The organism is Alsobacter sp. SYSU BS001988 (assembly GCF_054796215.1).
The window spans coordinates 233,381-253,913 of sequence record NZ_JBTAMK010000003.1 but is presented as its reverse complement, the minus strand read 5'-3'; the positions used below and the strand labels follow the sequence as shown (position 1 = coordinate 253,913).

Sequence of the window (20,533 nt, the reverse complement as noted above, 5' to 3'; positions counted from 1 at the left end):
GAGCATCCCGGAAAGCGAGCGCCGGCTCAACCCCTCACGCCTCCCCGCGCGGCGCCCGGCCGAGAACGCCGCGCTGGGGATCGTATCCGCGCACCGCCAGCCCGAAGGCGGCGAGGCCGAACAGCAGCGTGAGCGCCGCCGACACGGGCTCGATCCGCCCGTATAGGGCGAAACGGATCATCTCCACCACATGGGTGAACGGGTTGATCCTGGCGGCCAGCGCGATCCAGTCGGAGCCGCTCTCGCGCACCTTCCAGAGCGGGTAAAGCGCCGTCGAGAAGAAGAAGGCCGGGAAAATGACGAAGTTCATCGTGCCGGCGAAGTTCTCCAGGCGCTTGACGTAGACGGAGAGCAGCAGCCCGATGGCGGCGAGCGTGAAGCCCCCCAACGCCAGGGCGGGGAGCGCCGTCAGCCATCCCCAGGGCGGCAGGTCCACGTCGAAGAGGCGGGCGACCGCCAGGAAGGCGTAGACCTGCACGACGCCGAGCAGGGTCCCGGCCAGGAGCTTGCAGAGCAGCAGCCACCAGCGCGGCAGCGGGGCCGTGAGCAGCAGCCGCAGCGTGCCTACTTCGCGGTCGAAGACGAGCGCCAGCGAGGACTGCATGCCCTGGAACAGCAGCACCATCCCGATCAGGCCCGGCGCCATGTAGACGTCGTAGGTGACGTAGTTCTCGTAGGGCGGCGTGATGGAGACGCCGAGCACGTTCTGGAAGCCGGCCGAGAACACCACCAGCCACAGCGTCGGCCGCACCACCGCCGAGGCCAGCCGCCCGGTCTGGCGCAGGAAGCGCACGACCTCGCGCGTGGCGATCGCGACCAGAGCCCGCCAGGCGTGGGCGGCGAGCGGGACCCGCCTCGCGCCGGTCACGCCGCCCTCCCGGCGGGCGCTTCGTTCGTCGCGGGCCCGCTCGTCATGGCCAGGAACGCGGCCTCCAGCGACGCGCCGCCGTGGCGGGCGACGATGTCGGCGGGGGTCCCGTCGTCGAGCACGCGGCCGCGGTGCAGGACCACCACCCGGTCGGCGTCCTCCACCTCCGAGACGATGTGGGTCGCCCACAGGACGCCCAGCCCGCGCTCGCGGGTGAGGCGGGCGACATGGTCCACCAGGTCGCGCCGGCTCGCCGGGTCGAGGCCCTGGGTGGGCTCGTCGAGCAGGAGCAGAGCGGGGTCGGTCATCAGCGCGCGGGCGAGCTCGATCTTGCGGCGGGTACCCCCCGACAGGGCGCGGACGCGCTCGCGGCGCGCGCCCGCCTGGCCGAACAGCGCGAGCGCCTCGCCGATGGCCTGCCTGGCGGCGCGCGGCGCCATGCCGTGCAGCCCGGCGTGATAGGACAGGTTCTGCTCGACCGTGAGGTCGAGATCCAGCGCGGATTGCTGGAACACGACGCCCAGGCGCGCCAGCGCGGCCGTCGGGTCGGCGGAGAGGTCGGCGCCCAGCACCGACACGGTCCCGCCGTCGGGCACGAAAAGGCCGGTCAGGATCTGGAACAGGGTGCTTTTGCCGGCGCCGTTGGGACCCAGCAGCGCGGTGAACTCGCCGGCGCGCAAGGACAGGGAGACGTCGGCCAGCGCCTTGACCTTTCCGTAGCTCTTGGCGAGCCCGGCCAGGACCACGACCGGGTCGGGATCGCCCTCGGGGCGGGGCGGCGGGGCGGGAGCGGTCATGCGAGGGTCATCCGGCGAGCGGCCGGCACTGTGGCGCGCCCCGCGCCGGCCCGCAACAGCGGGCGGCGACCCGGCGCCTCAGCCGGCGAGCGCGTCGGCCCAGTAGCGGCGGCTGCGGGGGTTCACGGGGTCGCCGGCCGCCCGGCAGCGCGCCTCGACGGCGGCCAGGAACGCGCGGGCGTCGTCCTCGCCCGCGAGCAGCCGCAGGCTGGAGACGATGCGGGTGATCCGCAGGTGGTTGTGGTCGTAACCCGTCAGCCAGTGGTCCTGCGTCTCGTAGAAGCGGCGCATCAGGGCCGCCCCCGCCCGCAGATGGGACAGCGCGGCCTCGTCCGCCCGGATCGCGGCGATCTGCGCGGCGTCCAGGACGGGCGAGGAGGGCTGGGCCATGCTGGCCGTCGGCAGCGGGAAGAGCCACTGGATGTAGTCGTGCGAGGCCTCCAGGCCGGCCGGGCCCATGGCCAGCACGTCCGCCACGGTCCGGCCGCGCGCGTCCCGGCCCGATCCGGACAAAAATTCATGCAGTCGTCCCGGCATGGCGTCCTCCCCTGAGCGCTCCGACAACGCGCCGGCCGCCGGTTTGGCTGCGGGCTGGCGCCGGCGCGTCGTCAGCCTTACGGTGCCGCGGATCATGACCGAGCCTGCCGCCCATTCCCATCCGCACGACCGCCACGGGCGTCACGACCACGCGCATCACGACCATGCGGCCCATGCCGACCACGGCCACGCGGCCCATGCCGGCCACGGCCATCACCACCATGCGCCGAAGGATTTCGGCCGCGCCTTCGCGGTCGGGACGGTGCTCAACGCGGCCTTCGTGGCGGTGGAGATCGGCTACGGGCTCGCGTCCAACTCCCTCGCGCTGGTTGCGGACGGGCTGCACAATCTCGCCGATGTGGGCGGGCTGGCGATCGCCTGGGCCGGCATGGCGCTGGCGCGTCGCCGGCCGACGCCGACCCGCACCTATGGCTATCGCCGGGCCTCGATCCTGTGCGCGCTGATCAACGCCGCGTTCCTGCTGCTCGCCGTCGGGGCGATCGCCTATGAGGCGCTGATGCGCGTCTGGCACCCGCAGCCGCTCGCCGCCACGACCGTGATGGTGGTGTCGGGGATCGGCATCCTGGTGAACGGCGCGACCGCGCTCCTCTTCTTGGGCGGCTCGCACGACATCAACATCCGCGGGGCCTTCCTGCACATGGCGGGCGACGCCGGCGTGTCGCTCGGCGTCGTCGTCAGCGCCTTCCTGATCGGGCTCACGGGCTGGTTGTGGATCGATCCGGCCGCGAGCCTGGCGATCGCGGCGATCATCCTGTTCAGCAGCTGGGACGTGGCGCGGCAGGCCGTCAATCTGGCGATGGACGCGGTGCCGGAGACCGTCGACAGGCGGGCCGTGGAGGCGTTTCTCGGCGCGCTTCCGGGCGTCGGGGAGGTCCATGACGTCCATATCTGGGCCATGAGCACCACCGAGACGGCGCTGACGGCGCATCTGGTCCGCCCCGGGGCCGGACTCGACGACGCGCTGCTGACGCAGGCCTCGACGGCGCTGCGCGAGCGCTTCGGCATCGCCCACGTGACCTTGCAGATCGAGGCGGGCGATCCGGCCCATCCCTGCCGCTTCGCGCCCGACGAGGTGGTGTGATGGCGGCGGACGCGCCCGCCTATCTGGACGCCGAAGCCGTCCACCGCCTCGCGCCCTTCGGGCCGCTGGTGGAGGCCCTGCGCGAGGCCCATTTGCGGCCGCCGCCCGCGGCGGAGCGGCTGCTGATGAGCCAGCCGAACGGCGCCGGCCAGGACGACCACTTCCTGGTGTGGCCGGCGTGGCGGCCCGGCGCGGCCTTCGGGGCGAAGCTGGTTTCGGTGTTCCCGGGCAACGCCGCGCAGGGCCGGCCCGCGATCGACGGAATCTATGCGCTGTTCGACGGGCGGGACGGCTCGCCCGCCTGCATCATCGACGGACCGGCGCTCACCTTCCGCAAGACCGCCGCCGATTCGGCGCTCGCGGCGTCGCTGCTGGCGCGTCCCGACGCGCGGCGGCTCGCGATGCTGGGGGCCGGCGGGCAGGCGATCTGGCAGGCGCGGGCGCTGGCGGCGGTGCGCCCACTGGCGGAAGCGGCGATCTGGAACCGCACGCCGGACAAGGCCGAACGGCTCGCGGCGTCGCTGCGCCGGGAAGGCCTTGCGGCGACCGCGACGGACGACCCCCGCGCGGCGGTGGAGGGGGCCGACATCGTGTCCTGCGTCACAAGCGCGACCGAACCGGTGCTGCAGGGCGCGTGGCTTTCGCCCGGCGCCCATGTCGACCTCGTGGGATCCTACACGCCCGCCATGCGCGAGGCCGACGACGAGGCGGTGGCGCGCGCGCGGGTCTTCGTCGACACGCGGCGCTTCACCCTGGCGGACTGCGGCGACATCGCGCAGCCCCTCGCGTCGGGGGCGATCGCGCCCTCGCATGTGCTGGGCGACCTGTTCGAACTCGCGCAAGGGGCCGTCCCGGGCCGCCTCGCGCCGCACGACGTGACGCTGTTCAAGAACGCCGGCGGCGGCCACCTCGACCTGATCTGCGCCGAGTTCCTGTTCGCGCGGCTCCGGGCGGAGCGGCTGGACCCGCCCGGCTGATCGGCGCCGTCCTCAGCGCCCGCGGCCGCGGGCGTGCAGGCGGCGGACGGTGTCCATCCACGGGTCGTCCTGGCCTTCCTGGTCGCGCCGGCGGTTATACTCCGGGTCGCGCTCCTCTTCGGTCAGGCGCCGAGGCCGCACGGCGACGGTGCGGATGCCGCGCGTCTCGCGGTCCTCGGCGCCGAAGCCGGCTTGGCCGGCGCTCGAGCGGCCGGAATCGTCGCGGAAGAAGCGGGCCTCGCGGCCGTAGTCCTCCCCATAGGCGTCATAGCCTTCCTGGCCGCCGCCGCGCGGCTCCCGGCCCTCCTCCTGCTCGCCCGGGACCTGGCCGGCGGAGCCGAAGCTGGCGCGCACGTCGTCCTCGTCACGGAACCGGAAGCGGCCGTCCTCCCGGTCGCGGCGCTCGAACTGGTCGAGATCCGCGCCGTTGTCGTCGCGGGTGCGGAAGTCGTCCCATTGCCGGCGGTCGCGCCGGTCCGCGTCGCGCTCAAAACGGCGCATGCGGCTTTCGAGTTCGCGGCGCTCGTCCTCGGTGAGCCGGGCGGAGGGCTGGCCGGAGGACTGGCCTGCCGAACCGCGCCGCGCGCGGCTGGACGGCGTCCCTGACCGGTCGGGCCGGGCCGGGTAGGAGATGCGGCCCAGGGCTTCCTCGGCCCCCGGCGCATGCTCCTCGACGAGGTCGCCCAGCGCCACCATGCCGACGAGCCGGCGGCTGCGGTCGAGCACCGGGACGCGCCGCACCTGCAGGTGCTCCATGATGTCGACGACGTGGCTGACGTCCTCATCCTCGAAGCAGCAATGCGGCTCGTCGGTCATGATCTCGAAGACGGGCGTCACATTGGGGTCGCGGCCGGCGGCGGTCGCCCGGACGGTGATGTCGCGATCGGTGATCACGCCCACCACCTGCCCCCGGTGCACCACCGGAAGGGACCCGACGTTGAGGTCGTCCATGATGCGGGCGGCCTCGCGCAGGCTCCGCTCCGGAGCGATCGCGGCGGCGTCGCGGGTCATCACCTCGGAAATGCGCATGGCTGGTCCCTCGCTGGCGTGACGATGCGCGCCCGATGGGGCGCGCGCTGCGGCGTCAACGCGGGAACGGCGGGGGAGTTCGCGCCTCGCCCGTCAGGGGCGGCCGGACGCGTGGGCGGCGTTGGCGGCGAACTGGACGGCCGGGGCGCCGAATACGATCAGGCAGGGCCCGGAGGGCGGGTCCGCCGCGATCAGGGCGGGCAGGTCCGCGACGGCGCAGGACTGCACGCGCTGCTCCGGCGTCGTGGCGCGCTCGATTAGCAGGGTCGCAGTCCCGGGCGGCAGTCCGTCGGCCAGCAGCCGTTCGACGAGCGCCGGGGCGGTGCGCACGCCCATATAGACCACCGTGGCGGCCCGGGGGTCGGCCAAAGCCCGCCAGTCGAGGTCGGCGGGCAGCCGCCCGTCCTGCCCGTGGGCGGTGACGAATTGCAGCCGCCGGGCGGCGCTGCGCTCGGTGAGCGAGACGCCGAGGCTCGCCGCCGCGCCGAAAGCGGCCGTGATGCCGGGCACCACTTCGGCCGGCACGCCCGCCGCCCGGCAGGCGTCGAGCTCCTCGGTGAGACGGCCGAACACGCCGGGGTCGCCCCCCTTGAGGCGCACCACGCGCTTGCCCGACGAGGCGAGCGCCACCAGCATGGCGGTGATCTCATCCTGAGCGCAGGAGGGCCGGTGGCCGCGCTTGCCGACGCCGATGCGCTCGGCTTCCCGGCGCGCCAGATCAAGGATGCGGGCGTCGACGAGGTCGTCATACAGCACCACGTCGGCCGACTGCAGGGCCCGCACCGCCTTCAGGGTAAGCAGCTCAGGATCGCCCGGCCCGGCCCCGACGAAGACGGCCGAGCCGACCCGCGGCGCGCCGCCGGCCTCGATGCCCTCCAGCACGCGCATCATGGCGTCGCGGTCGATGGCGGTGGGCGCCTCGTTCGGGTCGGCCAGCGCGCGGTCGGTGAAGCGCTCCCAGAAGGCGCGGCGCAGGCGGAAGGGCAGAGCCCTGTCCTGCACGAAGGGGCGCCAGGCTTTGGCGGCCTCGGCCCAGGCCTTGAGGCCGTCGGGCAGCAGCGCCTCGATGCGGGCCCGGACGGCCTGGCCGAACACCGGCGCGGCGCCGTCGGTGGAGATGCCGATCACCAGCGGCGAGCGGTTGACGATGGACCCGAACTGGAAGTCGCAGAAGGCCGGCTTGTCGACGACGTTCACGGCGACGCCCGCCAGCCGCCCCGCGCAGCGGAACGCCTGGGCCTCGGCCTCGGTCTCCACGTCGGCGATGGCGAGCGCCGCGCCCCGCAGGACGTCGGGCGTCCAGGGGCGGCCCATCAGCACGATGCGCCCGGGGTGGTCGCGCCCGGCGATCTGCGCCAGCGCCTCGCCCGGACGCGCGGCGTAAACCTCGACCGCCGCGCCGGCGGCGGCCAGGAGCTCGGCCTTCCAGGCGACGCCGTCGCTCTCGCCGGCCAGCACGACCCTGCGCCCCTCCAGCTTGTGGAACAGCGGAAGGGCTGCGAGGGGGGCGATGCGGGCGGGCGCGGTGGGCGTCGGCCGACGCGGACGCGCGGTCATGGTCTCACTCTCCGGCGAGCGCCACATGCCGTGTGTCTTCGGTGACGAGGCGCTTCAGTTCGGGGATGCAGGAGCCACAATTCGTGCCCGCCTTCAAGCTCGCTCCGATGGCGGCCGCATCGCGGCAGCCGTTCCGGATCGCGGCGCGGATGCGGTTCGCCCCCACGCCGAAGCAGGCGCAGACGGTCGGGCCCTCGTCCGAGCCCGCCGGCGCGGCTGCGCCGGAGAGCGCAGCCAGGCGGTCGCGCCGGTCCAGCCGCGGCTTGCGCCAGAGTTCCAGCAGTCCCGACCAGCCGGGCTCTTCGCCGTCCCGCTCCAGATAGGCCACCGCGGCGAGGCGGTCGTGCGCGAAGCATGCGAGCCGCGAGACCGACGCCGCGGCGTCCAGATAGCGCGCGGTCTCGGCGTCCGGGAACGCGGCCGCGAGGGCCTCCCCGACGCGCTCCGCCGGAAGGTCGCCGGCGATGCGGGCGGCGAACCCTCCCTCGATCGCGGCCCAGGCCCAGAACGCCTCCCGCGGCAGGGGGAAGCGCCTGCGCGACAGCACGAAGCCTGTCAGGGGCGCGGCGACGGGCTCGACCCGGCAGGGCGTCGCCTTGGAATCCGGCTGGCCCGAGACGGGGTCCGTGACCGCGTGCACGAGCGAGCCGACGCGGGCGTCGGAGGCGGTTTCGCCGTTCCAGTGGATGGGGGCGAAGACGCCGCCCGGCGCCTGCGAGGCCGTGACGGCGACCCGCAGGGTCGCGGCGCCATGGGCCGAGGTCACGCGGGCGAGGCCGCCATCGACGAGGCCGAACCGGGCGGCGTCGCGCGGGTGCGCCTCCAGGGTCGGCTCCGGCCGGTGCGCTCCGAGGCGCGGCGACAGTCCCGTGCGCGTCATCGTATGCCACTGGTCGCGGACGCGGCCCGTGTTGAGGACGAGCGGATAGTCGGACGTCGTCGCGGGCGCGCTGGCAGCCCCGACGGCGACGAAGCGGGCGCGGCCGTCCGGCGTGAAGAACCGGCCATCGCCGAAGAGCCGGGCCGCGCCGCCGGACGCGGAGGACGAGCCCGCAGCCTCGCCCTCTCCCTCGCGGGAAGGACGCGCGGCGGCGGGCATGGGCCATTGCGTGGGCCGCAGGCCGTCATAGGCGGGGCCGGTCAACGCCGCCAATCCGCCGATGTCGAAGTCGCGGGCGCCGTCGTTCTCGTGGGCCGAGAGGGCGGCGTGCTCGCGGAAGATGGCGGCGGGGCCGTCATACGCGAAGGCGTCGCCCCAGCCCAGGCGCTCGGCGACCTGGCTCAGCGCCCACCAGTCTGGCTTCGCCTCGCCGGGCAGCGGCAGGAAGGCCCGCTGGCGCGAGATGCGGCGCTCGGAATTGGTGACCGTGCCGTCCTTTTCGCCCCAGGCGGCGGCCGGCAGCAGCACATGGGCGACGCCGGACGTGGTGTCGGTGGAGGCGACGTTCTCCGACACGACCAAGAGGTCGAGGCGCGACAGCGCGGCCCGCATTGCGTCGGCGCGGGGGAGGCTGACGGCCGGGTTCGTGCCCATCACCCAGAGCGCCTTGACGGCGCCCCGCTCGACGGCCTCGAAAAGCTGGACGGCCTTGAGGCCCTCCCGGGTCGCCATCCGGGGCGCGCCCCAGAACGCGCCGACGCGGGCGACCTCCTCGGGCGAGAACCCCATATGGGCGGCGAGCTGATTGGCGAGGCCGCCGACCTCGCGCCCGCCCATGGCGTTGGGCTGGCCCGTCAGCGAGAACGGCCCCATGCCCTCGCGCCCGATCCGCCCCGTGGCCAAATGACAGTTCAGGATGGCGTTGACCTTGTCGACGCCCTGCGCGGCCTGGTTGACGCCCTGGGAGTAGAGGGTGACCACCCGCTCGGTCCCGGCCCACAGCGCATAGAAGCGCGCGAGATCGGCGGCAGGAACGCCGGTGCGCGCGGCGGCGGTCTCCAGGTCCGGCGCGAGGATGCGGGCGGCGGCGAGCGCCTCGTCGAAGCCGGCCGTGTGGGCGTCGACATAGGCGCGGTCGATCCGCGACTGGTCGGCCAGGTGGACGAGCAGGCCGGCGAAGAGCGTCGCGTCCTGCCCGTGCCGGACGGGGAGATGCAGGTCGGCCCCCTCCCCGGTCGCCGAGCCGCGCGGGTCGATGACGACGAGCGTCGCGCCGCGCGCCTGGCGGGCGGCCTGCATGCGCTGGTGCAGGATGGGGTGGCACCAGGCGGCGTTGGAGCCGACGAGCACCAGCAGGTCGGCGCGGTCGAGATCCTCATAAGCGCCCGGCACCGTGTCCGAGCCGAAGGCCCGCTTGTGGCCGGCGACCGACGAGGCCATGCACAGGCGCGAATTGGTGTCGACATTGGCCGAGCCGATGAAGCCCTTCATGAGCTTGTTGGCGACGTAATAGTCCTCCGTCAGCAACTGGCCGGAGAGATAGAAGGCGACGCTGTCCGGGCCATGCCGGCGAATGGCCGTCGCGAAGCCTTCGGCGACGCGGTCAAGCGCCGCGTCCCAGCGGGCGCGGCGAAGCGCGCCGCGGCCGTCGCGCATCATGGGATGGAGCAGGCGGGTCTCGAGGCCGAGCGTCTCGCCCAGCGCCGACCCCTTGGAGCAAAGCCGCCCGAAATTCGCCGGATGCTCCGGATCGCCCGCGATGCCGGCGCCGCCCCGCCCGTCCGGCGTGGCGAGAACCCCGCAGCCGACGCCGCAATAGGGGCAGGTTGTGCGGGTGGCGGTCATGGCGTTGAGCCCAGGACGGCGGCTGACCTTCCGCGCGCACCCCGAAAAAGCGTCGAAGACCGCTCCAACGCCCTCATCCTGAGGAGCATCGCCCTCGGGCGATGCGTCTCGAAGGACGAGGGACTCCACCAGGCTCGATCTTCGAGCGCTCTGGACCCCCTCGTCCTTCGAGACGCCATGCTGACGCATGGCTCCTCAGGATGAGGGGTTTGGAGGATCGCGCTTTCAGCTTCGATGCGCATCAATACACGTCCGCCTGGTAGCGCCCGTCGGCCTTCATGACGGCGATGGCGGCGCGGGCGGCGGCTTCGTCCTGACCCCTGTGGGCGACCAGGATGTCGACGAGCGCGGTTTCGACGTCCTTGGCCATGCGGCTGGCGTCGCCGCAGATGTAGAAATGGGCGCCGCGGTCCAGCCAGTCGGCCAGGTCGGCCCCCTGCTCGCGCATGCGGTCCTGGACGTAGGTCTTGGGGCCGGCGTCGCGGGACCACGCGGTGGAGAGGCGGGTCAGGGCGCCCTTGGCCTGGAACTCCTCCAGTTCCTCCCGGTAGAAGAAATCCGACGCCTCACGCTGGTGGCCGAAGAAGAGCCAGGCGTCTCCCTTGGCGCGCGTCACCAGCCGGTCCTGCAGGAAGGCGCGGAAGGGCGCGATCCCGGTGCCGGGGCCGACCATGATGATGGGCGTCGCCGGGTCCTGGGGCAGGCCGAAGGCGTGGGCCTTCTGGATGTAGATGCGGACGGGGTCGCCCTCCCGCACGCGCTCGCCCAGGAAGGTGGAGGCGACGCCGAAGCGCACGCGCTCCTCGACCTGGTAGCGCACCACGTCCACCGTAAGGCTGACGCGGCCCGGATTGGCGCGGGGCGACGAGGAGATCGAGTAGAGCCGCGGCGCGAGCGGATCGAGCGCCTCGATCAGCCGGTAGGGAGACGGCGCCAGATGCGGGAAGGCGTGGAGCGCGGCCAGCACGTCGTAGCCGTCGGCCCCCTCGCCTTCGGCCATGCGGGACAGCCGCGCCTTCTCGCCGGCGTCGGCGGCTTCCTGCGCCAGCAGCGCGAAGAGCGCGTCGGGCGCCGGCGAGAGCGCCTTCACGTGGGTGAGCCAGTCGCCCAGGCTGCGCGTCTGCCCTTCGGCGCTGATCGGCTCGCCCAGCGGGATGCCGAGATGGCGCCCGATGCTCTTCACCAGGGCGACCGGGTTGTTCGGGTAGATGCCGAAGGCGTCGCCGGGCTCGTAGGCGACGCCGGCGCGGCTGAGGTCGAACTCGATATGGTGGGTCTCCTTGGCGGAGCCCTCCCGGTTGAGGCGGCGGCGGGACAGGAACACGGCGGGAGCCGGCGCATCGCGCGAATAGCCGCGCGGCTCCTCGGCCGGGGCCTTGGCGCCCGCAATGGCCGCCGGAGCCGCGACGGCCGGAGCGTCGCCAAGCTCCTCCGCCAGCTTCTTCAGCATGCGGTTCGTTTCCTTGCCGCCGGGGGCGCAGAGGTTCAGCCGCTTCTCGGCGCCGTCGGCCAGGGCCTTGGCGTAGGTTTCGCAGACATAGCCGCACTGGCCGCAATCCTGCTGCGCCATGGCGGCCATCATGCGCCGGGCCAGAGGCTTGCCTTCGGCGAGCTTCATGCGATCGCCGATTGGCAGCGTCTGGTCGTGCCAGGGCGCGCCGTCGTCCTCCTCGGCGGCAGGCGGGCCCTGCAGCAGGCTCGCGCCCTCGGCGGCCGAGAGCGCGGTCGGACCGCCGTCGAGCGACAGGAGGCCCGCGAAGAAGCCATTCAGCCAGGAGCGCTGCTCGGGCGAAAACGGCGCGCTGTCGGGCAGGACCGGGGCCGGGAAGGAGGCGGGCATGGTGATGCTCATGATCGGCTCCAGGGCGAACCAACAGCTCCAAACCCCTCATCCTGAGGAGCAGGCCAGCTGGGGCCTGCCTCTCGAAGGACGAGGGACTCCAGCCCGGCGGCATGATCGAGCGCTCTGGAACCCCTCGTCCTTCGAGACGCGCCCTGCGGGCGCTCCTCAGGATGAGGGAGGTTGAGGATGGCGGGCCCGTAGAGATCGCTCATGCGGCGCCTCCCTGCGCGAAGGCGGCGAGCGCCTCCGGCTCGTGGCGGCGGGTGAAGGTCTGGAAGCTTTCGGCCGGGTCGGCGCGATGCTCCGTCCAGGCGCGCAGCAGGCGCTCCACGGCAGCGGGCGCGTCCGTCGCCTTCACGTCGCGCAGGACCTCGCGGCCGATGGCGCCGGTTTCGCCGAAGCCGCCGCCGACCACGAGGTGGTAGCCATCCACCGTGTCGCCGTCCTCGTTGACGGGGACTCGGGCGCCGATGAGGCCGATGTCGCCGATATAGTGCTGAGCGCAGGAGTGATGGCAGCCGGTGACGTGGATGTTGACCGGCTGGTCGAGCCCGATGCGCGCCTCGCACCAGGCCGCGATGTCCTCGGCCGCGCCCTTGGTGTCCGCGCCGGCGAAGCGGCAGCCCTTGCTGCCCGTGCAGGCGACCAGGCCGGCGCGCACGCTCGTCGCCTTCCAGCCGAGTCCGAGCACCTCGATGCGGCGCTTGGCGGCGTCGAGCCGCGCGTCCGGGACGCCGGAGATCAGCAGGTTCTGCCAGACCGTGAGGCGGATGTCGCCGTCGCCCATGTCGCGCGACAGGGCGGCGAGGCCGCGCATCTGCTCGCAGGTCATCTTGCCGACCGGCAGCACCACGCCGAGCCAGTTCAGGCCGGGCTGCGCCTGCGGGTGGGCGCCGATATGGGCCTGCCGGTCCTGCGCCGGCCGGGGCGCCACGAAGGCGGCGTCCACGCGCGGGAGCTGAAGCTGAAGTTCTGATTCAACGGCGGCAAGAAACCGGTCGAAGCCCCACGAATCCAACACGTATTTCAGGCGCGACTTGGCCCGGTTGGTGCGGTCGCCCTCGCGGATGAAGACGCGCACGATGGCGTCGGCCACCCGGGTGGCGTCCTCCGGCTTCACCAGCACGCCCGTGTCGCGGGCGAGATCACGGTGGCCCGTGATGCCGCCCAGGATGAGCCGGAACCAGACGCCGGGCTCGACGCCGGCGCCGTCAAGAACCTGGACCGCCTGGAAGCCGATGTCGTTGGTGTCCTCCAGCGTCGGCACGCGGCCGCCGCCGTCGAAGGAGACGTTGAACTTGCGCGGCAGGCCATAGAGCGACCGGTCGTTGATGATGTGGAAGTGCCACTCGCGGGCATAAGGACGCGTGTCGAGCAGCGCCTGCGGGTCGATGCCCGCCGTCGCGTCGCCCGTGACGTTGCGGATATTGTCGGCGCCGGAGCCCCGCGCCGTGAGGCCGAGGTCGATCAGCCCTTCCACGACGTCGATGGCGCAGCGGGCCGGGATCTCGCGGAACTGGAGGTTGGCGCGCGTGGTGGCGTGCGCGTAGCCGCCGCCGCAGCGCTCGGCGAGGTCGGCGACGCCCTCGAACTGGTGCGCCTTGAGGATGCCGTTGGGGATGCGCAGGCGGCACATGTAGCTGTCCTGCGCGGGGGCGACATAAAACAGGCCGTAGTAGCGCCAGCGGAAGTTGTCGGCGGGCTTGGGGAACTGGTCGGCCTTGGCCTGCTCCTTCAGGCGCGGATAGGCGTCGAAGGGGTGCTCCTCACGCTTCCACTTCTCCTGGTCGACGAGCTTCTTGCCGGATGCGGTCGTGCGGTCCTGGGCCTCCAGGTGGATCGCGTCCGGCCCGTCGTGGCCGGCCTTGGCCGGCGCGGGCGCGCCTGCGCCTCCGAGCGGCGCAAGGCCTTTGGACGCCCGCGACGCCTGGACGCCGGAGACGAAGCCTTCGAGATAGCGCTTCTGGTCGGGAGTGAAATCATCGCCCATGGGGGACCTCAGGCGGCTTTCGGGAGGGGGACGGCCTCGGCGCAGAAGGCGCGGCCGAAGACGAGCGAATGGCGAATGGCGGCGACGTTTTCGCCCGAGCGGATGAGGTCGCGGTACCAAAGCGCGTCCGTGGCGTCGCCGACCAGCACGGCCCCGACGACGGCTGGGCCCTTCAGCACGAGGCGGCGATAGACGCCGGCGGCCGCGTCCGTGAACACGAGGTCCTGCGTCCCCTCCCCGCCCGAGAAGTCGCCGGCCGAGAACACAGGGACGCCCGAAACCTTGAGGTTGGTGGACAGCACCGAGCCGCCATAGGCCGCCCATGCGTCGCCTGCCAGGCGGCGCGCCAGCGCAGCCGCCATCTCGTAGCCGGGCTCCACGAGGCCGTAGCAGGCGCCGCGATGCTCCGCGCATTCGCCGATGGCGTGGATGGCGGGGTCGGATGCGATCAGCCCGTCATTGACCAGCACGCCGCGGTTCACCTCCAGCCCCGCCGCGCGGGCGAGGTCGGCGTTGGGGCGCACGCCCACGGCGCAGACCACGAGGTCGGCTGGCAGCGCGCGCCCGTCCGTCAGTTCGACGCCCTCGGCGCGCTCGCTCCCCAGCACCCGGGCGGTGTCGGCCTGCAGCACGATCTCGACGCCGTTGCGCCGCATGGCGTCGGCCAGCAAGGCAGCGGCGGGCGCGTCGAGCTGGCGCTCCATCAGCCGGTCCATGATGTGGATGAGGGTGACGGGCACGCCCGCCTTGGCGAGGCCGTAGGCCGCTTCCAGCCCGAGCAGCCCGCCGCCGATCACCACCGAGCGGCAGCCCCGCCGGGCGGCGGCCCGCATGGCGTCCACGTCTGCGACGTCGCGGAAGGTGATCACGCCGGGCAGGTCCATGCCGGGCTTGGGCAGGCGGATCGGGCGGGAGCCGGTCGCCAGCACGAGCTTGCCGTAGGGCAGCATACGGCCGTCGCTGAGCGCGACCGTCTTCGCCTCCCGGTTGATCGCCGTCACGGCGCGGCCGAACAGGGTGCTGACGCCCTTGGCGCGCCACCAGGCGGCGGGCTTCAGCTCCAGGTCCGCATCGGCGATCTCGTCGGCCAGCAGGGACGACAGCAGCACGCGGTTATAGGCCGGACGCGGCTCCTCGCCGACGACCAGGATGGAGTAGCGGCCCAGCGCGCGGGCGGAGAGCTCCTCCACGAAGCGGGCCGCCGCCATGCCGGCGCCGACGACGACGAGGGGCTCGCTCATGAGACGGCTCCCACGACATGGGAAGCGCTCGATGCGCCCCCTCTCCCCGGCGCGGGGAGAGGGTTGGGGTGAGGGCCGGCCGCGGCTCCCCTCATCCGACCTCGCTGCGCTCGGCCACCTTCTCCCCGTACCGGGGAGAAGGGTTCGGGCGGCGCCTGCGGTGGCAAGAGGACGGTCGCGAAAGAGGCTCCCAACATGGCGGAAGCGTGCGATGCGCCCCCTCTCCCCGGCACGGGGAGAGGGCTGGGGTGAGGGCCCGCCGCGGCTCCCCTCATCCGACCTCGCTGCGCTCGGCCACCTTCTCCCCGTGCCGGGGAGAAGGGTTCGGGCGGCGCCTGCGGTGGCAAGAGGACGGTCGCGAAAGAGGCTCCCAACATGGTCGAAGCGTGCGATGCGCCCCCTCTCCCCGGCGCGGGGAGAGGGCTGGGGTGAGGGCCGGCCGCGGTTCCCCTCATCCGACCTCGCTGCGCTCGGCCACCTTCTCCCCGTACCGGGGAGAAGGGTTCGGGCGGCGCCTTGGCGAAAACAGCCATCGCGGTCACGCGGCTTCCACGAAGCGGTGGCGCTCGTAGAGGAAGCGCAGCACGGCTTCGCGGGCTTTCAGGTAGGTGGGATGCGCCGCCATCTCGAGCCGCTTGCGCGGGCGGGGCAGCTCCACGGTGAGCACTTCGCCGATGCGGGCGGAGGGGCCGTTGGTCATCATCACGATGCGGTCGGAGAGCAGCACGGCCTCGTCCACGTCGTGGGTGATCATGATAACCGTGTTGCCCAGCGAGGCGTGGATCTGCATCAGCGAGTCCTGCAGATGCGCGCGCGTCAGCGCGTCCAGGGCGCCGAAGGGCTCATCCAGCAGCAGCACCTTCGGCTCCATCGCGAGCGCGCGGGCGATGCCGACGCGCTGCTTCATGCCGCCGGAGATCTCGGAGGGCCGCTTGTCCTTGGCGTGCGCCATCTGGACGAGTTCGAGATTGTGCATCGTCCAGTCATGCCGCTCGGCGCGGCTCTTGGCGGAGCCGAACACCTTGTCCACGCCGAGACGAACATTGGCGTAGACGCTGAGCCAGGGCAGCAGCGAGTGGTTCTGGAACACCACGGCGCGGTCCGGGCCGGGGCTGTTGACTTCGCGGTCCTCCAGCAGCACCGCGCCGGTCGAGACCTGCGTGAGCCCGGCCACGAGGTTCAGCAAAGTGGACTTGCCGCAGCCGGAATGGCCGATGATCGACACGAACTCGTTGCGGTCGATCGTCAGGCTGACGTCCTTCAGCACCTCGGAGGTGACGCCCGCGCGGGTGAAGCTTTTACCGACGTGGTCGAGCTTGAGGTAGGGCTTCTCGGATGAGGTCATGGCGGCGGCTCCTCAGCTGGCGGACGTGCCGCGGGTGACGAGGGCGCCGAGCCCGCCGACGAGCCGGTCCAGCGCGAAGCCGACCAGGCCGATATAGGCGAGCGCGACGATGATGTCGGGCAGGCGGGACGAGTTCCAGGCGTCCCAGATGAAGAAGCCGATGCCGACCCCGCCGGTGAGCATCTCGGCCGCCACGATGGCGAGCCAGGACAGGCCGACGCCGATGCGCAGGCCCGTGAAGATGTACGGGGCGGCGGACGGCAGCATGATCGTCCAGAAGAACTCGAAGGAGTTCAGCCGCAGCACGGCGGCGACGTTGCGGTAGTCCACCGGGATGTTGCGGATGCCGACCGCGGTGTTGATGATGATCGGCCAGATCGCCGTGATGAAGATCACGAAAATCGCCGAGGGCCGGCTGTCGCGGAACGCCGCGAGCGCGATCGGCAGCCAGGCGAGCGGCGGCACCGTGCGCAGCACCTGGAAGATCGGGTCGAGGCCGCGCATCGCCCATTCGGACTGGCCGATCAGCGCGCCCATCAGGATGCCGGCGATCGCCGCCAGCCCGAAGCCGATCGCGACGCGCTGGAGCGAGACGAGCACCCGCCAGCCGAGGCCGATGTCCTGGCTGCCGAGATCGAAAAATGGCGACACGATGAGGTCGCGCGCTTCCGTCCAGATCACGGACGGGGCCGGCAGCGTGGCGCCGGGACGATCGCACAGGATCTGCCAGACCAGCAGGAGGACGGCGAGCGTCACCAGCGGCGGGACGACGTTGAAGCCGAACCAGCGCAGGACCGGACGAACCCGATCGGGAAGGCTCTTGCCGCGGGGCGCCAGGGCCACCACGGCGGCGGCCGCCGCCGGCTTGGCGCTGGACGCGGCCGCCTGCGCGGCGGCGTCGGATTTGAGCAGTGCGAGACCCATGGTCGGTGCTCCTTCGTGATCCTCGGTGCGCCACCCTGCCCCTCATCCTGAGGAGCGGGCCCGCTGGGGCCCGCGTCTCGAAGGATGGGGGGCGTTGTAGGGTGGCGTGGTCGGTTCGCCCCTCAGGCCACGCGCTTAATGCCGAGGCTGGCGAGGTAGGCGGACGGGTTCTCGGGGTCGAAAACCTTGCCGTCGAAGAAGGTCTCCTTGCCGCGCGAGGCGCTGGCCGGGATGTCGGCGGCGGCGGCGCCGAGCGCCTTGGCGGCGTCGCGCCACAGGTCTTCGCGGTTCACCTTGTCGACCATGGCCTTGATGTCGGTGGTGGGCTCGAACTTGCCCCACCGGACGTTCTCGGCGAGGAACCAGGCGTCATGCGACTTGAAGGGGTACGACGCGTGGCCGGCCCAGAACTTCATGTAGAGGTCGGTGCCCTTGGCCGAGCGGCCATTGCCGTAGTTGACGTCGCCCTTGAGCCGGCCGAGCACGTCGGCGGGCGGCACGTTGAACCACTGCCGGCGGCCGAGGATCTGCGACAGCTCATCCTTGTTGGCCATGGCCTCGCACCACTGCTGGGCCTCCATGACGGCCATGAGCAGCGCGCGGGTCGCGCGGGGGTTCTTCTCGACCCAGTCGGCGCGCATGCCAAGCGCCTTTTCGGGGTGGCCTTTCCAGAGCTCTCCGGTGGTCGCCGCCGTGAAGCCGATGCCCTGGTTGACGAGTTGCTCATTCCACGGCTCGCCCACGCAGAAGGCGTCCATGTTGCCGACCTTCATGTTGGCCACCATCTGGGGCGGCGGCACCACGATGGTGGAGACGTCCTTGTCGGGATCGACGCCGCCGGCCGCGAGCCAGTAGCGGATCCAGAGATCATGGGTGCCGCCCGGGAAGGTCATGGCGACCTTCACGTCCTTGCCCTCGGCCTTTTTCTTCTCGAAGGCGGCCTTGAGCGGCGAGGCGTCGAGGCCGACCTTAAGGTCCTTGTACTCGTTGGAGACGGACAGGCCCTGGCAATCGAGGTTGAGCCTCGCCAGGATCACCATCGGCACCGGGACGTTGTTCTGCGTCACCTTGCCGGCCGACATCAGGTAGGGCAGCGGCGTCAGGATATGCGCGCCGTCGATGCCGTTGGCGGCGCCGCCGAGCACGAGGTTGTCGCGCGTCGCGCCCCAGGAGGCCTGCTTGGCGACGTCCACGTCGGGCATGCCGTGCTTGGCGAAGAGGCCCTTCTCCTTGGCGACGATCAGCGGCGCGGCGTCCGTGAGCGCGATGTAGCCGAGCTTGGCGCCGGTGACTTCCGGGCCCGTCCCCTGCGCGAAGGCGCCGCCCGGGAAGCTCGCGCCGACGGCGCTCAGCAGGGCGGAGGCGCCCAGCGCGCTTCCGCCGCGCAGCAGCAGGGCGCGACGGCTGAGGCCGGCGTGGGTCTGATCGGGGGTCTTGCGCTCGGTCATGCTCGGCTCCGCTGAAACGAAAAGCGCCGCTGACGAGCCCTCCCCTCGAAGCCGGGGAAGGCTGGTCAGCGGCGCTGCTGGGCGGCCCGCAAGGGCCTCTGATCAAACCGACGGCGTTGGCGGCTTTGAGTTTATGAATACAAGCGGCGTGCCAAGTGGCGCCCGCGGGGTGAAAGCGTCGTTGTCACAGGGACTTGATGAGGCGAGTTGCGCTTCATGAGAAGATTCACCGAGGCGCTACCGCTGCCTCGATGGGCACGCATCCGCTGAATTGTTGTGCACTGCAATATTGCAGGGCGCGTCCTACTCCCCGGGGGAGAAGGGAAGCGCGTCTGCGACTGCTCACCCCGCCATTGCGGCTGCGAACAGGTCCGGCCGGTAGGTCGCCAACGCGGCGTCCCGCGTTTCCGGCCCGTCCGCCAGCTGCCCGGCCTCCGCCATGCGGTCGATGAGCCAGGCGGCGTGAGCCGGGTCGGGCGCGAGCGTTTCCGGTCCAAGCCGGATGTAGTCGGGAGCAGGATGGGGATCGGCGCCGGGCGAGGTGACCAGCGATCCGCGCAGGATGGCGAGCAGCAATTCCTCGGAGGCGCCGAACAGGCCGGTGTCGGCCAGCATGGCGGCGGCCGGTCGCTTCGAATCCGGCTGGGTCAGCCACTGGGCGCTGCGCCGCACCGCGCGGATCAGCCGGGCGGTCGGCCCGGCGTTCCGGGCCTGCCACTCGGCGCGCAGCGCCAGCACCTTCTCGGGCGCGTCGGGGACGATGTCGCAGCCCAGATGCAGCATGACGGCGTGGCCGGACGCCACCGCGATGCTGTTCCAGGGCGCTCCCACGCAGAAACCCTCCAGTTGCCCATTTTTCAGGCTCTCCGCCATGAAGGGCGGAGGCAGCACGACGAGGTTGACGTCCTGGTCAGGATCGACGCCGCCCGAACGCAGCCAGAGCCGCAGCTGGTAGTGGTGCGTCGAGAACGGAAACACATGGCCGAGCGTGATCTGCGGCAGACCGTTGCGCAGCCGGCCGCGCGCGATGCGCCCCAGCGCCGCCGCCGTGGCGGCGGGGTCCGCGGGATCGCCGTCCAGCACGTCCTCCATCTCGGCCCGCAGCGAGGTCGAGATCGTGATGGCGTTGCCGTTCAGGTTAAGCGCGACGGGCGCGACCAGCGCCGACTTCACCTGCCCCAGCCCCAGGCTCGCCGCGATGGCCGAGGGCGCCAGCATGTGGGCGGCGTCGAGGATCCCGAGATTGAGCTTGTCGCGGATATTGGCCCAGGACACCTCCGGGACGAGTTCGAGCTCCAGGCCTTCGGCGGCCGCGAAGCCGAACCGCTCGGCCGCGAGCAGCAAGGTCGCGTCCACCAGCGGGATGTAGCCGATGCGCAGGCGCGCGCTCATCGCAGCAGCTCCGCCGCCGTGACGACAGACTGGGCGATCTCGGCGACCTTTTTCTTCTCGTTCATCGCGGTCTTGCGCAGCAGCGCGTAGGCCTCCTCCTCGGTGACGCCCTTGGCCTTCATCAGGATGCCCTTGGCGCGGTCGATCACCTTGCGGTCGGCCAGCTGCGACTTCGCCTGCTCCAGCTCGTCCTTGAGGCGGGCGAAGGCGTTGAAGCGGCTGATGCACATGTCGAGGATGGGCTTCACCCGGTCCTTGCGCAGCCCGTCCACCACATAGGCCGAGACGCCGGCGTCGATGGCGGCGTTGATCATGGAGGTGTCGGACTGGTCGACGAACATGGCGACCGGCCGGGGCACGGCGCGGCTCACCTGGAACATCTGCTCCAGCACGTCGCGGCTCGGGCTCTCCAGGTCGATGACGATGATGTCGGGCTCGGCCGCCACGATCCGGTCCATGATCCGGTCCGTGCCCTCCAGATGGATCACATCCGAAAAGCCCGCCTCATGGAGGCCCTCCGCCAGGATGGCGCGCCGGACGGGGCTCTGGTCGATGATGACGATCCGGGTGGGCTTGGGCATGGATGAACGGCGTTCCGCAACTCTGGGGCGGTTCTCGCAAGGTTGGCGCCAGCTCCGGGGGCCGCGTCCCGCGACGGCTGCGCGCATGACGGGCCGAGTCCCTTCTTTCGCCGCGATCCCATAGTCTTGCAGGCGCGACTCTGATCGAGTCGGCGCGGACCCCGGCGGTCCGCCCTC

General features: G+C 72.1%; 16 protein-coding genes. 2 read left to right on the top strand and 14 right to left on the bottom strand.

What is annotated here, in order from left to right; all coding sequences use genetic code 11:
* Window positions 1–34: 34 nt before the first annotated feature.
* The 3 genes from ACYVO7_RS08215 to ACYVO7_RS08205 form a co-directional block, all read right to left on the bottom strand.
* Complete coding sequence (locus tag ACYVO7_RS08215) at window positions 35–868, bottom strand: ABC transporter permease (RefSeq protein ID WP_460449340.1); 834 nt, start codon at window positions 866–868, stop codon at window positions 35–37.
* Window positions 865–1,665, bottom strand: a complete 801-nt coding sequence (locus ACYVO7_RS08210; RefSeq protein ID WP_460449339.1) for an ABC transporter ATP-binding protein — start codon at window positions 1,663–1,665, stop codon at window positions 865–867. The genes ACYVO7_RS08215 and ACYVO7_RS08210 overlap by 4 nt, the downstream gene beginning before the upstream one ends.
* Window positions 1,666–1,743: 78 nt before the next feature.
* Window positions 1,744–2,202 (bottom strand): opioid growth factor receptor-related protein, encoded by a 459-nt coding sequence (locus ACYVO7_RS08205; RefSeq protein ID WP_460449338.1) that lies wholly within the window; start codon window positions 2,200–2,202, stop codon window positions 1,744–1,746.
* Between the two features lie 94 nt (window positions 2,203–2,296).
* Between ACYVO7_RS08205 and ACYVO7_RS08200 the strand changes: the two genes are divergently transcribed.
* Window positions 2,297–3,304: a cation diffusion facilitator family transporter gene (locus tag ACYVO7_RS08200; protein ID WP_460449337.1), complete on the top strand. Its 1,008-nt coding sequence runs from the start codon at window positions 2,297–2,299 to the stop codon at window positions 3,302–3,304.
* Window positions 3,304–4,281, top strand: a complete 978-nt coding sequence (gene lhpI / locus ACYVO7_RS08195; RefSeq protein WP_460449336.1) for a bifunctional Delta(1)-pyrroline-2-carboxylate/Delta(1)-piperideine-2-carboxylate reductase — start codon at window positions 3,304–3,306, stop codon at window positions 4,279–4,281. Before ACYVO7_RS08200 ends, lhpI begins: the two co-directional genes overlap by 1 nt.
* A 12-nt stretch (window positions 4,282–4,293) precedes the next feature.
* On the opposite strand, the gene ACYVO7_RS08190 is transcribed toward lhpI, so the two are convergent.
* The 11 genes from ACYVO7_RS08190 to ACYVO7_RS08140 all read right to left on the bottom strand — a co-directional run bounded on the left by ACYVO7_RS08190 (window position 4,294) and on the right by ACYVO7_RS08140 (window position 20,356).
* Window positions 4,294–5,310 (bottom strand): CBS domain-containing protein, encoded by a 1,017-nt coding sequence (locus ACYVO7_RS08190; protein WP_460449335.1) that lies wholly within the window; start codon window positions 5,308–5,310, stop codon window positions 4,294–4,296.
* A gap of 93 nt (window positions 5,311–5,403) precedes the next feature.
* Complete coding sequence (gene cysG / locus ACYVO7_RS08185) at window positions 5,404–6,867, bottom strand: siroheme synthase CysG (RefSeq protein WP_460449334.1); 1,464 nt, start codon at window positions 6,865–6,867, stop codon at window positions 5,404–5,406.
* A 4-nt stretch (window positions 6,868–6,871) separates the two neighbouring features.
* Window positions 6,872–9,592 (bottom strand): nitrate reductase, encoded by a 2,721-nt coding sequence (locus tag ACYVO7_RS08180; RefSeq protein ID WP_460449333.1) that lies wholly within the window; start codon window positions 9,590–9,592, stop codon window positions 6,872–6,874.
* Between the two features lie 241 nt (window positions 9,593–9,833).
* Entirely contained in the window at window positions 9,834–11,444 is a 1,611-nt protein-coding gene (locus ACYVO7_RS08175; protein WP_460449332.1) for a sulfite reductase subunit alpha, read from the bottom strand.
* Between the two features lie 199 nt (window positions 11,445–11,643).
* On the bottom strand, window positions 11,644–13,425 hold the full coding sequence (locus tag ACYVO7_RS08170) for a NirA family protein (protein WP_460449331.1): 1,782 nt from the start codon (window positions 13,423–13,425) through the stop codon (window positions 11,644–11,646).
* Between the two features lie 8 nt (window positions 13,426–13,433).
* On the bottom strand, window positions 13,434–14,666 hold the full coding sequence (locus ACYVO7_RS08165; protein WP_460449330.1) for an NAD(P)/FAD-dependent oxidoreductase: 1,233 nt from the start codon (window positions 14,664–14,666) through the stop codon (window positions 13,434–13,436).
* 538 nt (window positions 14,667–15,204) lie between these two features.
* Window positions 15,205–16,011, bottom strand: a complete 807-nt coding sequence (locus ACYVO7_RS08160; protein ID WP_460449329.1) for an ABC transporter ATP-binding protein — start codon at window positions 16,009–16,011, stop codon at window positions 15,205–15,207.
* Window positions 16,012–16,023: 12 nt separating this feature from the next.
* Complete coding sequence (ntrB, locus tag ACYVO7_RS08155; protein WP_460449328.1) at window positions 16,024–16,935, bottom strand: nitrate ABC transporter permease; 912 nt, start codon at window positions 16,933–16,935, stop codon at window positions 16,024–16,026.
* A gap of 122 nt (window positions 16,936–17,057) precedes the next feature.
* Entirely contained in the window at window positions 17,058–18,383 is a 1,326-nt protein-coding gene (locus tag ACYVO7_RS08150; RefSeq protein ID WP_460449327.1) for a CmpA/NrtA family ABC transporter substrate-binding protein, read from the bottom strand.
* Between the two features lie 342 nt (window positions 18,384–18,725).
* Window positions 18,726–19,775, bottom strand: coding sequence for a CmpA/NrtA family ABC transporter substrate-binding protein (locus ACYVO7_RS08145; protein ID WP_460449326.1), 1,050 nt, complete (start codon window positions 19,773–19,775; stop codon window positions 18,726–18,728).
* Entirely contained in the window at window positions 19,772–20,356 is a 585-nt protein-coding gene (locus tag ACYVO7_RS08140) for an ANTAR domain-containing response regulator (RefSeq protein WP_460449325.1), read from the bottom strand. The genes ACYVO7_RS08145 and ACYVO7_RS08140 overlap by 4 nt, the downstream gene beginning before the upstream one ends.
* Between the last annotated feature and the right edge of the window lie 177 nt (window positions 20,357–20,533).

Coding starts and splice junctions, on each gene's coding strand:
- ntrB (WP_460449328.1), bottom strand. CDS start 16,935: ATGGGTCTCGCACTGCTCAAATCCGACGCCGCCGCGCAGGCGGCCGCG.
- ACYVO7_RS08180 (WP_460449333.1), bottom strand. CDS start 9,592: ATGACCGCCACCCGCACAACCTGCCCCTATTGCGGCGTCGGCTGCGGG.
- ACYVO7_RS08150 (WP_460449327.1), bottom strand. CDS start 18,383: ATGACCGAGCGCAAGACCCCCGATCAGACCCACGCCGGCCTCAGCCGT.
- ACYVO7_RS08145 (WP_460449326.1), bottom strand. CDS start 19,775: ATGAGCGCGCGCCTGCGCATCGGCTACATCCCGCTGGTGGACGCGACC.
- ACYVO7_RS08175 (WP_460449332.1), bottom strand. CDS start 11,444: ATGAGCATCACCATGCCCGCCTCCTTCCCGGCCCCGGTCCTGCCCGAC.
- ACYVO7_RS08170 (WP_460449331.1), bottom strand. CDS start 13,425: ATGGGCGATGATTTCACTCCCGACCAGAAGCGCTATCTCGAAGGCTTC.
- ACYVO7_RS08165 (WP_460449330.1), bottom strand. CDS start 14,666: ATGAGCGAGCCCCTCGTCGTCGTCGGCGCCGGCATGGCGGCGGCCCGC.
- ACYVO7_RS08210 (WP_460449339.1), bottom strand. CDS start 1,665: ATGACCGCTCCCGCCCCGCCGCCCCGCCCCGAGGGCGATCCCGACCCG.
- ACYVO7_RS08140 (WP_460449325.1), bottom strand. CDS start 20,356: ATGCCCAAGCCCACCCGGATCGTCATCATCGACCAGAGCCCCGTCCGG.
- lhpI (WP_460449336.1), top strand. CDS start 3,304: ATGGCGGCGGACGCGCCCGCCTATCTGGACGCCGAAGCCGTCCACCGC.
- ACYVO7_RS08190 (WP_460449335.1), bottom strand. CDS start 5,310: ATGCGCATTTCCGAGGTGATGACCCGCGACGCCGCCGCGATCGCTCCG.
- ACYVO7_RS08205 (WP_460449338.1), bottom strand. CDS start 2,202: ATGCCGGGACGACTGCATGAATTTTTGTCCGGATCGGGCCGGGACGCG.
- ACYVO7_RS08200 (WP_460449337.1), top strand. CDS start 2,297: ATGACCGAGCCTGCCGCCCATTCCCATCCGCACGACCGCCACGGGCGT.
- cysG (WP_460449334.1), bottom strand. CDS start 6,867: ATGACCGCGCGTCCGCGTCGGCCGACGCCCACCGCGCCCGCCCGCATC.
- ACYVO7_RS08160 (WP_460449329.1), bottom strand. CDS start 16,011: ATGACCTCATCCGAGAAGCCCTACCTCAAGCTCGACCACGTCGGTAAA.